General features: G+C 62.7%; 19 protein-coding genes. 6 read left to right on the top strand and 13 right to left on the bottom strand.

The features are described from left to right. Positions 1-38: 38 nt before the first annotated feature. The 4 genes from soxG to ABIE33_RS09675 are packed head-to-tail and all read right to left on the bottom strand — an operon-like array spanning position 39 to position 5,164. Positions 39-590, bottom strand: coding sequence for a sarcosine oxidase subunit gamma family protein (gene soxG, locus ABIE33_RS09690; RefSeq protein ID WP_429124284.1), 552 nt, complete (start codon positions 588-590; stop codon positions 39-41). After that, the gene (locus ABIE33_RS09685; protein ID WP_429124283.1) at positions 583-3,576 is read right to left on the bottom strand and encodes a sarcosine oxidase subunit alpha; all 2,994 of its coding nucleotides are present in this window, start codon (positions 3,574-3,576) and stop codon (positions 583-585) included. Before ABIE33_RS09685 ends, soxG begins: the two co-directional genes overlap by 8 nt. Continuing rightward, positions 3,573-3,893: a sarcosine oxidase subunit delta gene (locus tag ABIE33_RS09680; RefSeq protein ID WP_429124281.1), complete on the bottom strand. Its 321-nt coding sequence runs from the start codon at positions 3,891-3,893 to the stop codon at positions 3,573-3,575. Before ABIE33_RS09680 ends, ABIE33_RS09685 begins: the two co-directional genes overlap by 4 nt. A 17-nt stretch (positions 3,894-3,910) precedes the next feature. Continuing rightward, positions 3,911-5,164: a sarcosine oxidase subunit beta family protein gene (locus ABIE33_RS09675; RefSeq protein WP_429124279.1), complete on the bottom strand. Its 1,254-nt coding sequence runs from the start codon at positions 5,162-5,164 to the stop codon at positions 3,911-3,913. A 335-nt stretch (positions 5,165-5,499) separates the two neighbouring features. Here ABIE33_RS09675 and rpsU point away from each other — a divergent pair, with 335 nt between their 5' ends. The 3 genes from rpsU to ABIE33_RS09660 all read left to right on the top strand — a co-directional run bounded on the left by rpsU (position 5,500) and on the right by ABIE33_RS09660 (position 7,588). Further along, complete coding sequence (gene rpsU / locus ABIE33_RS09670) at positions 5,500-5,712, top strand: 30S ribosomal protein S21 (protein WP_077500520.1); 213 nt, start codon at positions 5,500-5,502, stop codon at positions 5,710-5,712. A gap of 264 nt (positions 5,713-5,976) precedes the next feature. Then, positions 5,977-6,861 (top strand): tetratricopeptide repeat protein, encoded by an 885-nt coding sequence (locus ABIE33_RS09665; RefSeq protein ID WP_429124276.1) that lies wholly within the window; start codon positions 5,977-5,979, stop codon positions 6,859-6,861. Between the two features lie 250 nt (positions 6,862-7,111). Continuing rightward, positions 7,112-7,588 carry a DUF992 domain-containing protein gene (locus ABIE33_RS09660; RefSeq protein ID WP_429124274.1) on the top strand — a complete coding sequence of 159 codons (477 nt, stop codon included), beginning with the start codon at positions 7,112-7,114 and terminating at the stop codon, positions 7,586-7,588. Positions 7,589-7,757: 169 nt separating this feature from the next. Here ABIE33_RS09660 and ABIE33_RS09655 read toward each other — a convergent pair whose 3' ends face one another. The 6 genes from ABIE33_RS09655 to ABIE33_RS09630 form a co-directional block, all read right to left on the bottom strand. After that, complete coding sequence (locus tag ABIE33_RS09655; protein WP_429124272.1) at positions 7,758-9,158, bottom strand: NAD(P)(+) transhydrogenase (Re/Si-specific) subunit beta; 1,401 nt, start codon at positions 9,156-9,158, stop codon at positions 7,758-7,760. Between the two features lie 9 nt (positions 9,159-9,167). After that, positions 9,168-9,587, bottom strand: coding sequence for an NAD(P) transhydrogenase subunit alpha (locus ABIE33_RS09650; protein WP_429124270.1), 420 nt, complete (start codon positions 9,585-9,587; stop codon positions 9,168-9,170). After that, positions 9,587-10,735, bottom strand: coding sequence for a Re/Si-specific NAD(P)(+) transhydrogenase subunit alpha (locus tag ABIE33_RS09645; protein WP_429124268.1), 1,149 nt, complete (start codon positions 10,733-10,735; stop codon positions 9,587-9,589). Before ABIE33_RS09645 ends, ABIE33_RS09650 begins: the two co-directional genes overlap by 1 nt. Positions 10,736-11,076: 341 nt before the next feature. Continuing rightward, positions 11,077-11,301 carry an aa3-type cytochrome c oxidase subunit IV gene (locus ABIE33_RS09640; RefSeq protein WP_429124266.1) on the bottom strand — a complete coding sequence of 75 codons (225 nt, stop codon included), beginning with the start codon at positions 11,299-11,301 and terminating at the stop codon, positions 11,077-11,079. 287 nt (positions 11,302-11,588) lie between these two features. Then, positions 11,589-12,311 carry an N-acyl amino acid synthase FeeM domain-containing protein gene (locus ABIE33_RS09635; RefSeq protein ID WP_429124265.1) on the bottom strand — a complete coding sequence of 241 codons (723 nt, stop codon included), beginning with the start codon at positions 12,309-12,311 and terminating at the stop codon, positions 11,589-11,591. A 281-nt stretch (positions 12,312-12,592) separates the two neighbouring features. Beyond that, positions 12,593-14,902 carry a putative bifunctional diguanylate cyclase/phosphodiesterase gene (locus ABIE33_RS09630; RefSeq protein WP_429124263.1) on the bottom strand — a complete coding sequence of 770 codons (2,310 nt, stop codon included), beginning with the start codon at positions 14,900-14,902 and terminating at the stop codon, positions 12,593-12,595. 419 nt (positions 14,903-15,321) lie between these two features. Between ABIE33_RS09630 and ABIE33_RS09625 the strand changes: the two genes are divergently transcribed. Then, the gene (locus ABIE33_RS09625) at positions 15,322-16,080 is read left to right on the top strand and encodes a gamma-glutamyl-gamma-aminobutyrate hydrolase family protein (protein ID WP_429124261.1); all 759 of its coding nucleotides are present in this window, start codon (positions 15,322-15,324) and stop codon (positions 16,078-16,080) included. Positions 16,081-16,178: 98 nt separating this feature from the next. Here ABIE33_RS09625 and ABIE33_RS09620 read toward each other — a convergent pair whose 3' ends face one another. The 3 genes from ABIE33_RS09620 to ABIE33_RS09610 all read right to left on the bottom strand — a co-directional run bounded on the left by ABIE33_RS09620 (position 16,179) and on the right by ABIE33_RS09610 (position 18,891). Further along, complete coding sequence (locus ABIE33_RS09620) at positions 16,179-17,147, bottom strand: 2-hydroxyacid dehydrogenase (protein ID WP_429124260.1); 969 nt, start codon at positions 17,145-17,147, stop codon at positions 16,179-16,181. 130 nt (positions 17,148-17,277) lie between these two features. Next, positions 17,278-18,300, bottom strand: a complete 1,023-nt coding sequence (locus ABIE33_RS09615) for a LacI family DNA-binding transcriptional regulator (protein ID WP_025424869.1) — start codon at positions 18,298-18,300, stop codon at positions 17,278-17,280. Between the two features lie 93 nt (positions 18,301-18,393). Continuing rightward, positions 18,394-18,891 (bottom strand): MarR family winged helix-turn-helix transcriptional regulator, encoded by a 498-nt coding sequence (locus ABIE33_RS09610; RefSeq protein WP_429124259.1) that lies wholly within the window; start codon positions 18,889-18,891, stop codon positions 18,394-18,396. A 113-nt stretch (positions 18,892-19,004) separates the two neighbouring features. Between ABIE33_RS09610 and ABIE33_RS09605 the strand changes: the two genes are divergently transcribed. Both ABIE33_RS09605 and ABIE33_RS09600 read left to right on the top strand, forming a co-directional pair. Continuing rightward, positions 19,005-19,796: a creatininase family protein gene (locus ABIE33_RS09605; RefSeq protein ID WP_429124257.1), complete on the top strand. Its 792-nt coding sequence runs from the start codon at positions 19,005-19,007 to the stop codon at positions 19,794-19,796. A gap of 100 nt (positions 19,797-19,896) precedes the next feature. Beyond that, a complete protein-coding gene (locus ABIE33_RS09600) occupies positions 19,897-21,294 on the top strand; it encodes a hypothetical protein (protein WP_429124255.1) in 1,398 nt (465 codons plus the stop codon). The last annotated feature ends 39 nt before the right edge of the window (positions 21,295-21,333 follow it).

Raw genomic sequence — 21,333 nt, 5'->3', positions numbered from 1 at the left:
CTGACGGGACCCCGCTTCGCATTTTTCCCGGAAAAGCTTTAGTGGCCGGCGTCTGCCGCTCCTTCGGACAGCATGCCGAAGACGTAAGGCGAAAACGACCGCCAGCATTCGACGCGGAACGTGTCCTCGGCAATCCGCAGCAGCACGATTTCGACCTTGCCGAGGATCGTGCGCGAGCAGGCGCCGACCGGGAAGATCGGCAGCGACAGGTCCTGCGGGCAGCCGCTGTTGATGGCCACTTCGGCGCCCGGACCGCTGACGATAACAGCGACGTTGCGATGGGAGACGTCGACCGCCGAGTGCAGCGTGCCGCTCGAGGCGGCCGCAGCCATCAGGTCGGCTTCGCCCTCGTCGATCAACAGCCACTCGTCCGGCCCGAGCCAGAGCGCATGGCGCTTGCCGCTCAAAGCCGAGGTCTTGGGCCGTGTCGGCAGGGTGACGCCGAGCGCTGCCGAAAGACCGGGCAGCGCGTCGGCGCCGGCGCGCAGCGACAGGCGCGAAGCGGCGGGCGCCGGCGTCAGGACCACCTCAGCGAAACCGCCGCGGGCAGTCAGAGCAGGCTTGCGGGTTGCAGTTGCCAGATCAGCCATGGAGGCGACCCCCTTCCTTGTCAAAGAACACCATGTCGCTCACCTCGACGGCGATCGTCCTGTCGGCCATCGGCACGTAGAGCGTCTGACCGAGGCGTGCGCGGCCACCGGCAACGACGGCGAGCGCGATCGAACGGCCGCAATTTTCCGACCAGTAGGACGACGTCACATGGCCAAGCATCGTCATCGGCTTCGGCTGGTTCGGATCGGCGACGATCTGTGCGCCTTCCTCCAGCACCACCTTCGGATCCTTGGTCAGGAGCCCGACAAGCTGCTTGCGACCGTCCTTGACGAGGTCCGGGCGCTTGAGGCCGCGAATGCCGACGAAATCGGCCTTCTTCTTCGAGACCGCCCAGGAGAGGCCGGCATCGTCGGGCGTCAGTGTGCCATCGGTATCCTGACCGACGATGATATAACCCTTCTCGGCGCGCAGCACGTGCATGGTCTCGGTGCCATAGGCGCAGGCGCCCATAGGTTCGGCCCGTTCCCAGATCGCTTCCCACACCGCCCGGCCGTAGTCGGCGGGTACGTTGACTTCAAAGCCGAGCTCGCCGGTGAACGACATGCGGAACAGCCGGGTCGGCACGCCGCAGATCTTGCCCTCGGCCACGCTCATATGCGGGAAGGCCTCGTTGGAAAGATCGATGCCCTCGACGAGCGGGGCAATGATCTCGCGCGCCTTCGGACCCTGCACGGCGATGACGGCCCATTGTTCCGTCGTCGACGTCAGCCACACCTTCAGGTGCGGGAACTCGGTCTGCAGATAGTCTTCCATGTGGTTCATGACCCGCGGCGCACCGCCGGTGGTCGTCGTCACGTGGAAGCGGTCCTCGGCAAGCCTGCCGACCACGCCGTCGTCATAGACGAAGCCGTCGTCACGCAGCATGATGCCGTAGCGGCAGCGGCCGGGCTTCAGCGTGTCCCAGGCGTTGGTGTACATCAGGTTCAGGAACTGGGCCGCATCCGGGCCGACCACCTCGATCTTGCCGAGCGTCGAGGCGTCGAACAGGCCGGCGACCTCGCGCACGGTCTTGCATTCGCGAGCGACCGCCTCATGCATGCCCTCACCCGCCTTCGGGTAGAACCAGGCACGTTTCCAGTTGCCGACATCCTCGAACTCGGCACCATGCGCCTCTTCCCAGGCATGAACAGGCGTCTTGCGGGCGGGATCGAACAGGCTCCCGCGTGAGTGATTGACGATCGCGCCGAAGGTCACCGGCGTGTACGGCTGGCGGAAGGTCGTCAGACCCACCTGCGGGATGTCCTTGCCGAGCGTTTCGGCAGCAATAGCAAGGCCATGCATGTTGGACAGCTTGCCCTGGTCCGACGCCATGCCATTGGTGGTGAAGCGCTTGATATGCTCGATCGAGTGCATGCCTTCGCGCACCGCAAGCCGGATATCCTTGGCGCACACATCGTGCTGGAAGTCGATGAAGGCCTTGACGGTGGTGTCGGGTCCGGCCCCTTCGGCCGCACCGATCATGCCGCCGGTCCAGGTGAAGGCATTGTCGCCGTGGAGCGTCACCTGAGCGCCGCCCTCGGCGCCTGCCGCGCGCGCGGTCAGTTCGCCGGCTGCCAGCGCCTCGTCGATCGTTGCCTGCAGGTCGTCGGTGCCGTTGCAGGCGCCGATCGACAGGCAATCCTGCAGATAGGTTCCAGGCAGGAAGCGCTGCGTTGCCGCATCGAACTTCACCTTGCCGCGCGACTGCGAGAACAGGTGCACCGATGGCGTCCAGCCGGACGACACCAGCAGCGCATCGACCGCGATCTTGCGCGCCGATCCGCCGCCGTTGCGGGCAACGCTGATCGAAGACACTCGAAGCTTGCCGCCGGCATTGACGACGGAGTGGCCGGTCAGCACTTCGATGCCGAGGCGGCGGGCTTCCGCCAGCACCGCTTCGCCCGGATTGTCGCGGCAGTCGACGATGGCGGGAACGGCAACGCCGGCGCGTTTCAGATCGAAGGCCGCCTCGTAGGCGGAATCATGCGCGGTGTAAACGCCGACCTTGGAGCCGACGGCAACGCCGTAATGGTTGAGATAGGTGCGGCCAGCCGAAGCGAGCATGATGCCCGGGCGGTCGTTGTTGGCGAACACCATGTGGCGCTCGATCGAGCCGTTGGCGAGGATCACCTTCTTGGCGCGCACCTGCCAGAGACGTTCGCGCGGCAGCGCCTTGTCGAGGGCGGGCAGATGGTCCGTGACCCTTTCGACCAGGCCGACGAAATTGTGGTTGTAGTAGCCGAAGCCGGTGGTCCGGGTGAGCACCGTGACGTTGTCCATCGCGGCAAGCGTCCTGGCGGTCGCCTGCGCCCAGTCCCAGCCGTCCTTGCCGTCGATCGTCGTGGCCCTTTCGTAGCGCAGCGCGCCGCCGACTTCCGGCTGCTCGTCGCAGAGGATCACCTTGGCACCCGCCTTTGCAGCTGCAAGCGCTGCCGAGAGGCCGGCGACACCGGCACCGATCACCAGCACGTCGCAATGGGCATAGCGGCTGGCATAATGATCCGGATCGGGCTCCGTCGGCGCGACACCGAGACCGGCCGCACGGCGGATGAAGGGTTCATAGATCGCGTGCCAGGCAGCCTTCGGCCACATGAAGGTCTTGTAGTAGAAGCCGGCGGCAAAGAACGGCGACAAGAGGTCGTTGAACCCGCCGACGTCGAAGGCAAGCGACGGCCAGCGGTTCTGCGATTCCACCTTCATGCCGTCGAAGACTTCCTGCACCGTGGCTCGCACGTTCGGCTGACGACGGGCTGCATCGCGTGAAACGTCGAGCAACGCGTTCGGCTCTTCGGCCCCGGCGGAAAGAATGCCGCGCGGACGATGATACTTGAACGAACGGCCGACGAGATGAACGCCGTTGGCAAGCAATGCCGAGGCGACGGTATCGCCTTCGAGCGCCGTCAGCGTGCGGCCGTCGAAGGTGAAGCGCGCGGTGCGCGCCGGCGTCAGGCGGCCGGCACCTGCAATGCGATTGGCGCCGCTCATCGTACCGCTCCCTTGTCCTGCTCGCCCTTTAGAATGGCGGCAATATCGGGCTTCGGCTCGCCGGCCTTGTAGGTGGTGTGGAACCGATCGCTCACAGTATCGCGCGCGGCATTGAAGAACCGGCCGCATCCATGGATATGGCGCCAGCGTTCGAAGATCAGGCCTTTGGGGTTCTGTCTGAGGAAGAAGAATTCCTCGAACTCCTCATCGCTGATCCCGGCAATGTTGGCAGGCCGGACGATATGGGCGTCACCGGCATTGCGGAATTCGAGCTCGGAGCGCTCTTCCTCGCAATAGGGGCAATAGATCAGAAGCATCTCGAAATCCTTGGCAATCAGTGCGCAACGGCGGCAGCAGCCGCCTCGTCGATCAGTCGGCCGGTGCGGAAGCGGTCGAGCGTCAGCCCGGCGGCCAGCCGATGCGGTTCGCCCCTCGCAATGAGGTGCGCAAAGAGGTTGGCCGAACCCGGCGTCGCCTTGAAGCCACCCGTGCCCCAGCCGGCGTTCAGGAACAGGCCCGGAACCGGGGTTACGCCCTGGATCGGCGAGCGATCCTGCGTCACGTCGACGATACCGCCCCACTGCCGCATCATCTTGACGCGGCGGAACATCGGGAAGAGCTCGCAGATCGCATCCAGCGTGTGGGTGATGATCTGCAGGCCGCCGGTCTGCGAATAGGAATTGTACTGGTCGGTGCCGGCGCCGATGACGAATTCGCCCTTGTCGGATTGCGAGATATAGGCATGCACGGAGTTCGACATGACGACGCAGGGGAAGATCGGCTTCAGCGGCTCGGAGACAAGTGCCTGCAGCGGCTGGCTCTGCAGCGGCACGCGCACGCCGGCCATTTCCATCAGCACCGACGAATGCCCGGCAGCGGAAACGCCGATCTTCTTGGCGCCGATGAAACCGCGATTGGTGTCGACGCCGGTAACCCGGCCGTTCTCGTCACGGCGGATGCCGGTCACTTCGCAATTCTGGATGATGTGCACGCCGCGATCGGACGCACCGCGGGCATAGCCCCAGGCGACGGCATCGTGTCGAGCGGTGCCGCCACGCCGCTGCAACGCCGCGCCATTGATCGGGTACCGGGCGTTCTTGGCGATATCGAGCGGCGGGCAATAGGCCTTGGCCTGTTCCGGCGTCAGCCATTCATTGTCGATGCCATAGAGGCGGTTGGCATTGATATGGCGCTTGAACGACTGCTGGTCGTGGATGTTGTGCGAGAGCATCATGACGCCGCGGGGCGAATACATGACGTTGTAATTGAGGTCCTGCGACAGGTTTTCCCAGAGCTTCAGCGAATGCTCGTAGATGTCCATACTCTCTTCATAGAGATAATTGGACCGGATGATCGTGGTGTTGCGGCCGGTGTTGCCGCCGCCGATCCAGCCTTTTTCGAGCACCGCGACATTGGTGATGCCATGCTCCTTGGCAAGATAGTAGGCAGCACCCAGGCCGTGACCGCCGCCGCCGATGATGATCACATCATAGTCCTTGCGGGGTTCGGGCGAGGCCCACTGCGGGCCCCATCCCTTGTGGCCGCGCAAAGCCTCGCGCGCCACGGCAAAAACTGAATATTTGCGCATCCGCCTGTTACTCCATGAACCCCGGTGATCATTCTCGTTGGCGTTAGAAATCGCAAATCCGGCGCCCGCGCAACGTTTCTTTTGCGACGCAAACGGGCGGACTTGCGCGGAGTTGCGACATCGCTACATCACGCCACCTGTGGCGCGATGATACACATAGCGTGCCGCCATTGCGGATTTTTCAGCACACCCTCACGTCCTCGCTGGACTTTCCACTGATGATCTGGTATCCGCACCTTCAATCGTTGAGCTTTCGGCTCAGCGAACGCAGCTTTTTTGCCTCCGACACCTGACGTGAGGCAACAACTCGAAACAACCAAAGGAACGGGATTCACGTGCAGGTACTTGTCCGCGATAACAATGTTGATCAGGCGCTCCGCGCTCTCAAGAAGAAGATGCAGCGCGAAGGCATTTTTCGCGAAATGAAGATGCGTGATTTCTACGAAAAGCCTTCCCAGAAGCGCGCCCGCGAAAAGGCTGAAGCCGTTCGCCGCGTTCGCAAGCTGGCCCGCAAGCGCGCACAGCGCGAAGGCGTCGTTGCCCGCTAATTTGTCGATTTTTCGACGCTTTTCGATCTAAGTCGTGGCGGGGGCGAAATATCGCCGCCGCCTTTCTTTTGGTATGGACATCTTTTCCGTCGTCGGGCTAGCGTGATAGTCGCAGCCGGCAACGGTGGCCGGTCGCGGTGCTTGACGCCGGACGGTTTGCCGCAGGCCCTGGTAGCCTCGGCTGTGGGGCCCCGCGAAATTCGCCGGCCTCCTTGAACGGGAAGCCGTTGGCTTTCGGACCTAGTCGCATTGAGGGATCGACCTTTGACACTTGCTGCCATGACTGCGGACGTCGCCGGTTTCACCACCCAAGAGGCGCGCCGCCGCCACCAGCGCAAGCCGAAGCTTGCGGCCATGTTCCTCCTGGGATCGGCTCTGCTGCTCGCGGGATGCCAGACCGAGGGTCCTGAATCGATGGCCAAGGTCGAGCGCGAACAGGGCTCGCAAGGAAATATCGCATCGCTGTCGAGCGTGATCGCTTCCAACCCGAGCGATCCGGAAGGCTATAATGTCCGCGGCTCCGCCTACGGCCGCGCCGGCGAATACCGCCGCGCCATTGCCGATTTCGACCAGGCGATCCAGCTCAACCCGCGCTTCTACCAGGCCTTTGCCAACCGTGCGCTCGTCCACCGCAACATGGGCAACACTCAGGCGGCACTCGCCGATTACAACACGGCGCTGCAGCTGAACGCCAACTACGATGTAGCCTATATCGGCCGCGGCAATCTCTATCGCCAGGCAGGCCAGCTCGATTCCGCCTTCAACGACTTCAACAAGGCGATCCAGCTCGACACCACCGACCCGCGCGCCTACCACAATCGCGGCCTGATCTACCAGGCCCGCAACCAGCACGGCCAGGCTATCGAAGACTTCTCGACGGCGATCTCGCTGTCGCCGAGCTCGCCGGAGCCTTATAACGGCCGCGGCATTTCCTACGTCGCCCAGGGCGATGACGACAATGCGTTCTCCGACTTCAACACCGCCATCACGCTCGACGGCAAGGTGGCCGAATCCTGGGCAAATCAGGCGCTGGTCTATGAGCGCAAGGGTGACAAGGCCAAGGCCTCGAAGTCCTACTCGCACGCCCTGCAGCTCGACCCGAAGTACGAGCCGGCGCGCGCAGGCCTCGCCCGCGTGAAGGCATCCTAAGAAGCAAAAGCGCTTCTCTTGTTTCAACGCCCGCGACCACGTCGCGGGCGTTGTCGTTTACGCGGTCGTTGCAGCGCCGCGCGTCCGGTATGACGCGCAAAGGACGCTGCAACGCGTTAAACCTGCTGCATAATTTTCTCCTTAAATCGATGCCGATTTAAGGAATTGTGCAGTGGCTCCGCCCGAAGCGAACGGAACCTTCCCGGCCACCATCCGTTTGCCCCAGGAACCAAAAAACGGAGACTGAGCCATGATCAAGAAAACCTTCATCGCGACACTGGCCCTGGCAGCCCTTTGCGCCGGCCCGTCCGCAGCCCAGAACTATGTCGCGCTCGGCCGCCTTGTCTGCGGTTCGGACGGCGGCACGGGCATGATCCTCACCTCGACGAAGAACCTGCTGTGCACCTTCAAGCCTGCCAACGGCGCGCCGGCCGCGACCTATGCCGGTACCATTCGCAAGATCGGCATCGACATCGGCAAGACCGGCAAGAGCACGATGGTCTGGGATGTTCTGGCCAAGACGGGTACGCCGGTGAGCAAATACGCGCTTGCCGGTGAATATTACGGCATCGGGGCCGATGCGAGTCTCGCCGTTGGCGGCGGCGCCAAGGTGATCGGCGGCGGCACCAACAAGGCCTTCATGCTGCAGCCGGTCAACGTTCAGGTCCAGGAAGGGCTGAACATCGCGATCGGCGTCGACGAACTGACGCTCGCCCCCGCAAGCTGATGGGTCGAGCCGATGAAATGCCGACGAGATGATCCTCGCCGGCAGGCATCGAGTTGTCGGAGAGGCCGAAATTATGCAGCGGCATGCCCGCTTCCCCGGCAGTTTGACGCGTTAAACGAAAACGCCCGCCATATGGCGGGCGTTTTCTATTCCAACATTGGCCTGACGCTTAAGCGTGCAGTGCCTTGACGATGTCTTCCGTCACCTTCTTGGCGTCGCCGAGCAGCATCATGGTGCCGTCCTTGTAGAACAGCGTGTTGTCGATGCCGGCGTAGCCGGAGCCGAGCGAGCGCTTGACGAACAGGCAGGTCTTGGCCTTGTCGACGTCGAGGATCGGCATGCCGTAGATCGGCGACGACGGGTCGTCGCGCGCGGCCGGGTTGGTGACGTCGTTGGCGCCGATGACATAGGCAACATCCGCCTGGGCGAATTCCGAGTTGATGTCTTCGAGCTCGAACACTTCGTCATAGGGAACGTTCGCTTCCGCGAGCAGCACGTTCATATGACCGGGCATACGGCCGGCAACCGGATGGATCGCGTATTTCACATCGACACCTGCCGCCTTCAGCTGGTCACCGAGTTCGCGCAGCGCATGCTGTGCCTGGGCGACAGCCATGCCGTAGCCTGGAACGATGATCACCTTGGAGGCATTCGACATCAGGAACGCGGCGTCGTCGGCCGCTCCCTGCTTGACGGTACGCTGGACGCCGTCGTCAACGGCGGCTGCCACCGCCTCGCCGCCGAAGCCGCCGAGGATGACCGAGATGAACGACCGGTTCATGCCCTTGCACATGATGTAGGACAGGATCGCACCGGACGAGCCGACGAGCGCCCCGGTAACGATCAGCGCCAGGTTGCCGAGCGTAAAGCCGATCCCGGCCGCGGCCCAACCCGAATAGGAGTTGAGCATCGACACGACCACCGGCATGTCGGCGCCGCCGATCGGGATGATGATCAAGACGCCGAGTGCCAGCGACAGGGCGACGATCAACCAGAACACCGTCGTGCTCTGGGTTAAGACCAGCATGAACACCAGGACGACGAGCGCGATCGCCAGGCCGGCATTAACGAAGTGACGGCCGGTCAGCATGATCGGCTTGCCGGACATGCGTCCGTCGAGCTTGAGGAAGGCAATGATCGAACCGGTGAAGGTGATCGCGCCGATGGCAACGCCGAGCGACATCTCGACCAGTGCCTGGGCATGAATGTCGCCGAGGGTGCCGATGCCGAAGCTTTCGGGCGCATACATCGCCGCGGCCGCGACCATCACCGCCGCCAGACCGACGAGCGAATGGAAGGCGGCGACAAGCTGCGGCATCGAGGTCATGGCGATGCGGCGCGCAATCACTGCGCCGGCACCACCGCCGATGACAAGGCCGAGCACGATCAAGAGGAAACCGCCGAAGGTGGGCTTGGCCAGGAGCAGCGTGGTGACGATGGCGATGCCCATGCCGACCATGCCGTAGGTGTTGCCCTTGCGGCTGGTGGCCGGGTGCGACAGGCCGCGGAGTGCCGTGATGAAGAGCACGCCCGAGACGAGATAGAGGAAGGCTGCGAAGTTAGCGTTCATCGGCCGGCCTCACTTGTCTTTTTTCTTGTACATGGCGAGCATGCGCTGGGTGACCAGGAAGCCGCCAAAGATGTTGACCGAGGCGAGCACGAGCGCGATGAAACCGAAACCGGTCGCAAGCCCGGAGGCCGAGATGCCGACGGCCAAGAGTGCACCGACGACGATGACCGAGGAAATCGCGTTGGTGACCGCCATCAACGGCGTGTGCAGGGCCGGCGTCACCGACCAGACGACGTAGTAGCCGACGAAGATCGACAGAACGAAGATCGCCAGACGGAAGACGAACGGGTCGATCGCGCCGCCGGTGGCGCCATGCGCCAGCGCGCCGGCGACGTCCGCGGTCTCGGGAAGGTTCAGCGCTGCCTGCTGGACGGCCGCGACCGCCTTATCGAGCGCATCGAGCGCTTTTTCCAATGCTTCGTTCGCCATCAAAGATCCCCCTTCTTCTTCGGCTCGAAATTCGGGTTGACGATGGCGCCGCCATGGGTGAGCGCCGTCGCCTTGACGAGCTCGTCTTCCATGTTGAGCGCCAGCGCCTTGGTTTCCTTGGAGACCATGGTCTCGAGGAAGGTCACGAGGTTCTTGGCGTAGAGACCGGAAGCCGATGCGGCGATCCGGCCGGGCACGTTGAGATGGCCGATGACCTTGACGCCTTCGACATCGGCGACCTTGCCGGCTTTAGCGCCTTCGACGTTGCCGCCGCGTTCGACCGCCAGGTCGACCGCGACCGAACCGGGCTTCATCGCCTTCAGCATCTCGCGCGTGACGAGACGCGGCGCCGGACGGCCCGGGATCAGCGCCGTGGTGATGACGATGTCCTGCTTGGCGATGTGTTCGGCGACGAGTGCCGCCTGTTTCGCCTGGTACTCCTTGGACATTTCCTTGGCATAGCCGCCGGCGGTTTCGGCCGCCTTGAATTCCTCGTCCTCGACGGCGATGAACTTGGCACCGAGCGAGGCCACCTGTTCCTTCGCGGCGGGGCGCACGTCGGTCGCCGAAACCACGGCGCCGAGACGGCGGGCGGTCGCGATCGCCTGCAGGCCGGCAACGCCGGCGCCCATGACGAAGACCTTGGCCGCGGGAACCGTACCGGCCGCCGTCATCATCATCGGCAGAGCCCGGTCATACTCGTAGGCCGCATCGATCACCGCCTGGTAGCCGGCAAGGTTTGCCTGGCTCGACAGCACGTCCATCGACTGCGCCCGGGTGATGCGCGGCATCAGCTCCATCGCAAAGGCGCTGAGGCCGGCCTTGGCCATTTCGGCGACCGCATCCTCGTTGCCGTAGGGATCCATGATGGCGATGACGATGGCACCGGATTTGTAGCCGGCGATTTCGGCGCTGTTCGGCCGACGAACCCGAAGGACGACATCGGCCGTCTTCGCATCGGAAATCGCGCCGATCCTGGCCCCGGCCTTCTCGTATTCCGCATCCGGAACGCGCGACAGAAACCCGGCGCCGGTCTCGACGACGACGTCGAAGCCGAGCCCCTTCAGTTTCTTCACGCTATCCGGCGATGCCGCAACGCGACCCTCATTCGGATCCGTTTCCTTGGCGATAAAGACAATTTCGCTCACAAGTCCCCTCCCTGGCCGCAATCGAGCCAAGGCTGGAATGCGGGCATCCTGTCCGACTGCAAAGCGGCCGCTCATGCGAGCAGGCGCCCTCCCATGTGCAAAGCACACATTCCCCTGGAGACAGGCTCAGCCTGTCTTCCACTCCCCCTCACGCGGTGAGGATAAAGCGCCGCGCGTTCTCCAAGAAACGCTTCGAAGCGCTGCGAACTTTCAACAGCCGAAGCATTGATGTCGACGCTCCCAGTCGACGCCATGCGGCTTCAGTCCGGACCTTGAAGTCCGGCAGCCAAGGACAAGCCTCCACCCGGCCCGTCCCTGGCAAGTCGTGTCAGTGATGCCGATTAACGAAGGAAGAAGAAACCGGCGACGTTGATAAGGATGAACAGCACCAGCGAGCTGAAGAAGCCCATCGTGGTGAAGAAGGCGGCAGCCATGGCGATCAGCAGAGCCACGCAGAACAGCGTGCCGTATTTCGTTGCACTGAGGAAGAAATTGTAGGTCTTCTCGTGTTCCGCATAATCCATCGGAGCGCCCATTTCGACCGGTCCAGAATGATGCTCAGCCATCGTCCAATTCTCCCAGAATGCTGCGGCGCGACCGTTGGCCCCACCGCCCTTCAACCTTGATCTACGAACGGCCTCGGCGGAAAATCGCGCAGAAGCCCTTTAGCTGCCCATACACAATGCCAGGCCCGCGCGCAACGAAAACCCGCCGCCGCGCCCGGTCGCCTGGGGCGATATGCCGCGTGCGTCTCTAAAGCGCGTCACGATCTCTAGGATTCGCTCACTGCGCTTTAGGCTCTTTCTCGCATGTCGTTATCGCAAGACCGATGCACACTTTTGCGCGACATGCGCTAGCGGAACACGGATGTGCGATAGGAACGGCCGGAACCGTTCTGTGCGATGCGCGCTGTTGGCAGAATCGTCAAAGGCGCGAACGGCACTTCCTGGTGGTCCGCGAACATCAGGCGACGCTCGAACGGCTCGGAATCGAAGATCGGATAGCGGTCGAGGATCGAGGGCCGCTGCCCCCTCACCTGCGCGACCAATAGCGCACCGTCGGCATTGTAGACGCCGAGGTTCTCGCGCTTGGCGACAACGGTCTCTGACGCAAAGATGCGCTTGTAGAACGCCGCATGCCGCGGCCGGCAGGCAGTCAGGCATCGATCGGCGGTGAAGTATTCGCACGCCATCGCCACCGGGCGCAGCGTCAGGTAGGGAAGAGCGCGCATCTCATCGCCGGTGACATCCGGGTCAACCGCCAACCTGCCCGGATCGACCAGCACCATGCCCGCGTCGAGAAAGACATCGATCTCGGGGGCGAAGATCAGGCCCGAGGTGCTGGCCCTGTGCTCAGGCGTCACGTGATGGACACGCACCGTGCTGACCAGATTCTCGTCGAGATAGATGCCGAAGACATACGCATGGCTGTCGAAATCGAGATCGTCGATCAGGGTCGAGCCGGTCAGCTCCATCAGGTTGACGGCCTTGTAGGCCTTGTAGCGAAGCCGGGCGATGTCCTCCATGTCCTCGCCCGTCTCGACCCGCCGATATTCGACGCGATCGAGAAGAAGCATCAGCTTCTCAGAAAAACTCCCAGGCTCCGCCCGGTGAAGACCTTCACCCATTTCCTGACCCTCATAGTTAACAGATCGTTAACCTATTGACGGCCAGCCCATCAGCAACAACAAAATGGCACACATTTCAATTAACCTATTGTTAACCTTAATATTTCGTAAAGTTTCATGGTTAACGATCGGTTAAGGCCGCAACCTCGCCATCCCTGGAGAACGGCCGTGCAAGGAAGGAGATGGAGGGCGCAGATCGCGGAGGAAATGGAGGGCGGCGTGCCGAGTTGTCAGGCGATGCGTTTGCTCGTCGGCGTGGTGACCGGTTTCTGGACACCATTCTTGCAGAATGCCTCGATGGCGGATGCCGGCATGGGAGCCGCGAACACAAAACCCTGTATCAGATCGGCGCAGTGGTAATCGTTGATGAGCTGCAATTGATCCGCCGTCTCCACGCCCTCGACGACGATCTTCAGGCCTAGTGCACGACCGAGGTTGGCCGTGCCGCGCAAAAGCTTGAAGCGGCGCGAATCCTCGCGAATGTTGCGCACGAAAGAGCGATCGATCTTGATGATGTTGACCGGCAGCGCGTCGAGGTAGCTGAGGCTGGAATAGCCTGTGCCGAAATCGTCTATGGCGATCGTTATGCCACTGTCGCGCAGCTCGCCCAGAATGGCCTGCACCTTGACCGGCTCATCCATCAGGCAGCTTTCGGTGACTTCGAGATGCAGGCGCGAGGCATCGAGGCCGGTCGCCCGGAGTGTATCCGCCACCACCGTGACGATATCGTTGCTGCGCAGGTCGAGCACCGAGAGATTGACGGAAACGGAGACCTCGCCGGGCCAGATCATGCAATCCTTGCACGCCTGCTCCAGCACGAAGCGCGTGATCTCGGTGACGAGGCCCAGCTCCTCGGCAAGCTGGATGAAGACGTTCGGTGCGACTGGCCCGCGCTCGGGATGCGTCCAGCGCGCCAAAGCCTCGCAGCATTCAAGACGCGCGCCGTTCGGCGTGAACATCGGCTGGTAGGAAAGCGTCAGCGCGCCAGCATTGATCGCATCGCGCAGATCGCTCTTCAGTTTCTGGCGGTCGAGATAGCGCGCGTCCATCTCGTCCTCGAACAAGGTGCAACCGCCCTTGTTGCGCGCCTTGGCTTCCGACAGCGCGAGATCGGCCTTGATCTGCAATTCTTCAAGCCGGAAGGCGCTGCTCGGCACGAGAACTACGCCGGCGCTCATGGTCATGTTGAAGGTAAAGCCGTTCGCCACATAGGCACCGCGCAAGCCGGCATGAACCGCGCGCATCTGCTCTTCGAGATCCGGCAGATGCATCCTGTTAGGGAAAAAGACGACGAACTCGTCGCCCATCAAGCGCGCGGCGATCGCCGTATTGCCGACCAGTGTCTTCAGCCGCCCGGCAATCGCCTGCAACAGCCGGTCGCCGACGATGTGGCCGCGCATGTCGTTGACATGCTTGAACTCGGCGACGTCGAGCACCATCAGGCCGACCTCGACGTCTTCCTTGCCTTCGAGGGCCACGGCGCTGTGGGCAAGTTCGGCAAAATAATCGCGGCTCGGCAGGCCGGTCAGCGTGTCGAAGCGCACCATCTGAAGGATCTGCCTGTCGGCCTGAACGCGCGCGGTCACGTCCTCGAATATCAGCACGACCTCGCCGTTTTCGTGCCGACCGGCGGAAAACTCGAGAAAAAGGTCGTCGGTGACCGGCACGAGAACCTGGGTCTTCTTGCCCTTGATCAGGAGGTCAAGCTGGCGGGAGATTGCGCGTGTCTCTTCGACGCTGAGCGACATACGCCGGACGCCGCGGCGCACGACGTCATCCAGCAACCTATCCTTCAGGTCGGCCTTGTCGCCGAGCATCAACAGCGCACAGGCGCGCTCGTTGGCAACGACGATGCGATTGTCACGGTCGAGCATCAGCAGCCCGTGCGTCATGTTGTTAAGCGCCGCGTCGAACTGGCCGGCAATCGTTGCGATTTCCCGGGCGGCCAGCACGTTCTCATAGAGAAACGCGCGCACATTGTTGGCCATCATCCAGGTCGAGAAGATGAACGGCAGGATCAGAACCGCCAGGATGAGCATGAATCCATCCTGCAGCGTGATCAGCCCGATCACGATCGGCAGGCAGGCGGACGAGGACAGAAGCAGCACCGCCCGTTCCGACCCATAGTTTCGCCCGACCAGCGAGATCATCGACGCGAGCGTGACGGAAATGCAGGCGAGTTCCGCGAAGGAATCCCGGCTGACGGCAATCGCATAGCCGCAGGCAATGCCGCAGGTGAGCGTCACGCTGACGCCGCCGAGAATGTAGCGGTTCTCCCATTTCCTGACCGTTGCCCGGTCGGCATTGGAGAAATCCTGGCGATCGAAGCGCGCCATGTCGAGATTGCGCAGCACCCAGAAGATGACGATGGCTGCAGTGCAGATGAGATAGAGCGGGTCGGAAGTCTTGAGATAGACGAGCACAAAAGTCACGACATGCGAGAGCATGCCGATCAGCAGAGTCCTGCGATGTTCGTAGAGCGAACTCACCGACGACAGATAGACATCCGTCGGGAGAGCGCCCCGTTCATTGCGCGTCATGAACCCATAGCTCCGGTTTTCCGGATTTTTAGAGGCGATGATTTAACGAAAGATTTCGTGAAAACACCGCCTCGAAGCCTTGTATTGCAACATTTAAACGGTGCCCCGTGGGAGTTTTTCTGAAACTCAACCTAGTATTGCGAAACCAACGACCGGCAGAAGTTTTATACAACCATGCATAGACAAAATCACGATTTGCTTTCTGACATTGTATTTAAGGCAATTCTGCTTGGCAAACATCATATCCACCGATTCACTCGGGATGTGGTTACCCAAAGCTGAAGAAAAATCATCAATTCCTGCCGCGTCGGTACCAGCCTCGTTCCGACCGGCGTCACCATCACATCTGCGCGCATCGCAGTTGACTTTCGGCCACATCTGGCGGCAAGGCTTTGCAAAGCGAGATACGGAGCCTGATGATGTCGAAACCTGTCGTTGCCATCCCCTGCGATTTCCGCGAATTCGACGGCAATGTCTGGCATGTCGTTGCCAACCAGTATGTCCGTGCCGCCGTCGAAGGCGCCGGCGTCATGCCCTTCCTCATTCCGGCGCTCGAAACCGGCAACGATATCGACGAGATCCTCGATCGCGTTGACGGCGTGCTGGCAAGCGGCGCCCGTTCCAATGTTCATCCCTCGCTCTACGGCCGCGAGGCCAAGGACACCGACGGCCCCTTCGACCCCGGCCGCGATGCCACCAGCCTGCCGTTGATCCGGCGAGCACTCGAGCGCGGCGTTCCGCTGTTTGCCATCTGCCGCGGCATCCAGGAGCTCAACGTTGCCCTTGGCGGCACACTCGCAAGCGAAATCCAGGAGCAGCCGGGTGTCTGGGATCACCGCAAGCCCGACGTTTCCGAGCTGGACGTCGCCTACGGCATCCGCCAGGATGTGATCGTCAAGGAAGGCAGCTGTCTTGCGCCGGTGCTGGGTGCTGGCCGCGTGCGCGTCAATTCCCTGCATCGCCAGGCCATCGGCGCCGCGGCGCCGCGCCTCGCCGTCGAGGCCGTTGCCGACGACGGCACCATCGAGGCGGTCTCGGTGATTGGCGCCAAAGCCTTCGCCGTCGGCGTGCAATGGCATCCGGAATACTGGGTGCGGACGGACGCTCCGTCGGCGACCCTGTTCAGGGCTTTCGGCGATGCCGTGCGCGCCTACGCGGCGCGGCGCATGGCCGCTTAGAGCATTTCCAGGAAAAATGCGAAGCGGTTATCCGTCAGGAAATGCGTAAAAACAAAGAGATAAGGCGTTTCTGCTGCTCCGCCTAAACCGGAAACGCTTTAACCGACTCGGCGCATAAACGGCGTTTCCGGCACCGGCGTCAGTGCTTTGCCGGTCGAAAACCAGGCCTTCAGATTATCGACCACCAGATCCGCCATCGCGTTGCGGGTGACCACCGAAGCCGAAGCTACATGCGGCAACAGCGAAACATTCGGCAGCGTCAGCAGCGCATCGGGCACATGCGGTTCGTTGTCGAAAACGTCGAGCCCCGCCCCCGCAATCACGCCGTTCTGCAGCGCCGCGACCAGCGCTGCCTCGTCAACGGTCGAGCCGCGGCCGACATTGATCAGGACGCCGCTGCTCCCCAGTGCCGAAAGCACCGCGGCGTTGACCGTCTTTCGTGTCGCCTCCGTTCCCGGAACGATGACAACAAGCGTATCGACGGCGCCGGCGAGCCCTTCGAGCGTCGGATGATAGGCATAGCCGAGCCCCTCGCGAGGCGTGCGCGTATGGTAGGCGACCGAAACGCCGAAGGCTTCGAGCCGCTTGGCAATGGCAAGCCCGATCCGCCCGAGGCCGTAGAGCCCGACCGTACGGCCGCGCAGCGACAAGGGCGACAGCGCAAAGGCGCCATCCCGCACCCAGCGCCCCTGGCGCAACCATTGTTCCGCCTGCGGCAGAAGGCGCAGCGTGTTGATCAGCAGGCCGACAGCCGTATCGGCGACCTCTTCGGTCAGAACGTCAGGCGTATTGGTGACGACGATGCCCTTGGAGGCCGCATGTTTCGCGTCTACCCCATCATAACCGACGCCGAAATTGGCGATGATTTCGAGACCGGGCAGCGCATCCATCAGGCCGGCGGGAACGCGACCGGAAACGGCGATACCTCTGATGTCAGCCATGTCTGCCGTCACCAGCTCGGGGTCCGCACGTTCCAGCCGCACGATTTCAGACAGGTCGGGCAGCCGCTGCAGCACCCGTTCGTTGATTTTTCCGGGCACGAGGATGCGGGGAAGGTTCGCGGACATGGGCACTCCTGGTCTTAAAGCGCATCGCGATCTCCAGGATTCGCTTGCCGCACTTTAAGTTCTTGTTTTTGCGCATGTCGCTTTCGCAAAACCGCTGCACACTTTTGCGCGACATGCATCAGGGATTTCTTCAGGCGGTGACGCGCAACGGGCCTGTCGACTGGCGGATGCGCATTTCCGGCTTGATCAGGTGGATGCCGTCAGGCTCGTGGCTGCCGGAAAGCTTGTCGAGAAGCGCGCGCGCAGCACTGCGGCCGACATCCGCCTGGCCGTTCCAGACGGTGGTCAACGCCGGCGTCGCGATCGACGCCTCTTCGAGGTCGTCATAGCCGGTGACGGAGATATCGACGCCGGGAACAAGGCCCGCACGCGCGATGCCGTTCATCATGCCGATCGCCACCAGATCGTTCCAGCAGACGACCGCGGTCGGCTTCTGCGGCAGCGACAGCAGATGCACCGCCGCCTCGAAGCCGCCTTGCTTGGAGCGCGGGCCGGGAATGCGCAGCTCGGGATCGACCTCGATGTTGGCCTTGCGCAACGCGTTGACATAACCCTGGTAGCGGTCACGACCGGTCGAGGTCTGGTCGGTGCCACCGACCATGGCGATACAGCGGTGGCCAAGGCCAATCAGGTGGTTGGTCGCCAGCGAGATGCCATAGGCGTCATCGCCACGGAAGATCGGGACGTCCAGCCCCTCGATCGACCGGGCGATCAGGATCGCCGGCATGCCGTTGTCCTCGGCAAGCTGGATATCTTCCGGCGGGGTGCCGATAGCCGGCGACATGATGACGCCATCGCCGCCGAGCTGCAGCAGCGTCTCGATGAAATCGCGCTGCTTGTCGACCGAATCGTAATGGTTGGAGAGGATGAAGGTCTGTTTGTCGCGGTCGAGTTCCGCTTCGATCGCCTTCAGGATTTCCCCGTAGAACGGGTTCATGATGTCGTGCACGACGACGCCGATGATGCCGGAGCGGGAGGTTCTGAGGCTGGCGGCACGGCGGTTGTAGATATAACCGAGTGCGCGCGCCTGCTCCTTGATCTTGTCGCGTGTGAGGGTCGCCACCAAGGGACTGTCACGCAATGCCAGGGATACCGTTGCCGTCGAAAGACCGAGTGTTTCCGCAATCGTCGAAAGCTTGACCTTTTGCGCCACGATGCCCCCTGCTTAAGCCTAGTTGCCTACCCTCAAATTTAAATCCTATTTAAACTGTTTAAATGGCCGCCGCAATATGCCGCGAAACGAGGCTTAATCGGCTGCCCGCGCGGCCTGCAGGTTGCTGTCGACGGCCCGCAGAAGCTTCATCAGCGTGCGCACCTGCTTGTCGGTCAGTCCGCGCGTCGCAAGGTTTTCCGAATGCTGTCCGGCCTCGGCGATCGTCTGCAGCCGGTTGCGCCCGGGCTCGGTGAGATAGACCTTGGTCAGCCGCGCATCGTCATCATCAGGGCGGCGCTCGAGGAAACCTTGCGCTTCCATGCGGCCGATCGTGCGCGTCATCGTCGGCGCCTTGACGCCGAGCTTGGCCGCAAGCCCGCCGGCCGTCAGCCCGTCCATTTCGGCAAGCGCCAGCATCACGCCGTCCTGGCCGGCATAGAGGCCGCTTTCGAGCAGATTGCGCGACAGCACGGTGCGCATCGAGCGCGCCGCCTGAACAAGAATGGAGGCAAGATCGTGCGGTTCGGCGAGAAGCTCGTCCTTCTTCTTGCCGTTCTTGCCCTTCTTTTCGGCCTTGTTCTTCTTGCCCATTGGACCTCCTGCCGAATCCCGCCTCAGACATTTATAGCAATACAGCTTGCGATTACGAACTGTATGACTCAAATAACATTTTTACGACAATTGACGTGAAGGATCGAAGACAAATGTCGATGCCCAAGGCCCGATGGCAGGACAATCCGACCGATCTTCCGCACCAGGCCCGGCACGACTGGATCGCCGTGCTGCCGCTCGGCGCCCACGAGCAGCATGGCCCGCACCTGCCCTTCGACACGGACACGCTGATTGCCGAGGGCATCGTCAAACGCTGCATCGCCGCCCTGCCCACCACCCTGCCCGTCACCTTCCTGCCGACAGAACCGGTCGGCTATTCCATCGAGCATATGGACGTCACCGGCAGCCGGTCGCTCGGCTACGACGAGGCTGTGCGCCGCTGGCTCGGCATTGCCGAAAACCTGCACGACCTCGGCATCCGCAAGTTCGTGATGTTGAACGCCCATGGCGGCAATTCGCCCCTGATGACCATCGTCGCGACCGAGGCACGGGTGCGTTTCGGCATGCTGGCGGTGGCAACCAGTTGGACCCGCTTCGGCCAGCCGGACGGTTGGATCGCGCCCGAAGACAAGGCCATCGACATTCACGGCGGCGATATCGAGACGTCGGTGATGCTGGCGCTCCATCCGGAAAAGGTCGAGATGGCCAACGCCCGTGCCTTCCCCTCACGCCAGAGCGACTACGCTAGGCGCTTCAGGCATTTGCGCGCCTATGGTCCGCATGCCTTCGGCTGGAAGATGTCCGACCTGAACCGCGAGGGTGTGGCCGGCAAGGCGTCGTCCGCAACCGCGGCGCGCGGCGAGCAACTGCTGGCCCATGCGGTCAAGGGCGTGATCGAGCTTTTGACCGATGTCGCCGACTTCGACATGGCCGAATTCGCCTGAACAAAGGAGCGGCCGGCGCCGGCAAACACTTTGTTTGTGCTTTTGCGCTATCAGCATTGGCAGCAGCAAACGACGACAGGCGGCGCTAAGCCGGAAACCCATGGCGAAGATCATCGCGCTCGGCGCCTATTTCTATCAGGCCCTGATCGCCTTCGGCCTGTTGATCATCGTCGCTCACTGGCTGGCGCCAGTCGACTATGCCGCCTATTCGCTCTTCATCTCGCTCAGCCAGTTCGGCGCAATCGCCGCCTTTGAATGGGTGCGTTTCTCCTGCATGCGGTTTTACCCCGGCCAGACGGCGGAAAGCGAAGCGGCGGAGCGACGAACGATCGTTGCTGAGGCGGCGGTTTGCGCGCTTTTCTGCCTTATCGCTGCGGTCGTGTCGCTCGCCTTCTACGTCTCGCCGCTGGTGGCGCTCGTCGGCGGCCTCGTTGCCGTCGCGCAAGGCGGCAGCGACCTGCACCTGACCATGCTGCGCTTCCGTCAGGATTTTCGCGCCTTTTCCGTGTTGCAGGGTTCCCGCGCCACCATCCTGGCGGCGGGAACATTGATCGGCGCGGTCGTGTCGCCAACGTTCCTGTCAACGGTCACGGGCCTGCTTGGCGGTTATGCCCTCTACGCTTTGCTCGCAGCGCTGCTTTCGCGCAGATCAGGGCCGCGTCCTTCCGCATCGCTCGACATGGCGCGCGTGCGAAAGCACCTCGTCTATGGCAGCGTTTCGGCAGGGGCCGCCACCGCCTCGATGTTCGCGCCGCTCGCGCTCAAGACGATCTTCACTTCGGTTCTTGGGCCGGGAGGTGCTGCCGGTGCGCTGCTCGCGCTGGACCTCTTGCAGCGCCCGTTCGTGCTGATCGTCTCCGCCCTGCAGGCGATCCAGTATCCAGAGATCGTCGCCGCGCACGACAAGGGCGGAGAAACCCCGGAGCTTCGCCGTGAGCTCGGACAGTATTACGCGCTTTTGACCAGTTTCGCGCTGATGATGGCGGCCGGCATCTTCGCGGTTCTGGTGCCGGCGACATGGCTGGTCATCAGCCCCGACCTGCAGGCGGGTTTCCTGGCGACCGCCCCGTTCGTCATCCTCCTCTCGCTCGTCCGCGTCCTGACCCAGATCATGCTGCCGACGCCGCTGCACCTGAAACAGCGCCTCACCGCGATCTTCGCGCTCGCCGCGATCGACTGCGCGCTACTCAATCTGGGCGCCCTTGCCGGCGGCTTCCTGCTGGCGCCGACGGACGCCGTGATGATGGCCGGCGGCGCACTCGGCGCCCTGTCGGCCGCCTTGATTGGCCTGCGCCTGATGGCAACCCTCGCCTTCGATTTCACATGGCCGCCGGTCCTCCTGGCTGCCGCAGGCCTCGCCGTGACCATTGTCGCCTTCGTCTTGTCGTACCAAGCCACTTACGTCGCCACCGTGGGCGGGATCATCGCCGGTAGCGCCTGCTGCCTCCTCGCGCTCAATCATCTGCGCCTTGGCATGCGCGCCTCAAACGCGGCGTGACTTCGGTCGCTAGCGACGCGGTCGCGATAAGAAAAACTG

The sequence above is a fragment of the Ensifer sp. 4252 genome, assembly GCF_050434565.1.
GTDB lineage: Bacteria > Pseudomonadota > Alphaproteobacteria > Rhizobiales > Rhizobiaceae > Ensifer.
Note: the sequence above shows the minus strand (reverse complement) of the source record. Positions and strands in the feature narration are given on the sequence as shown.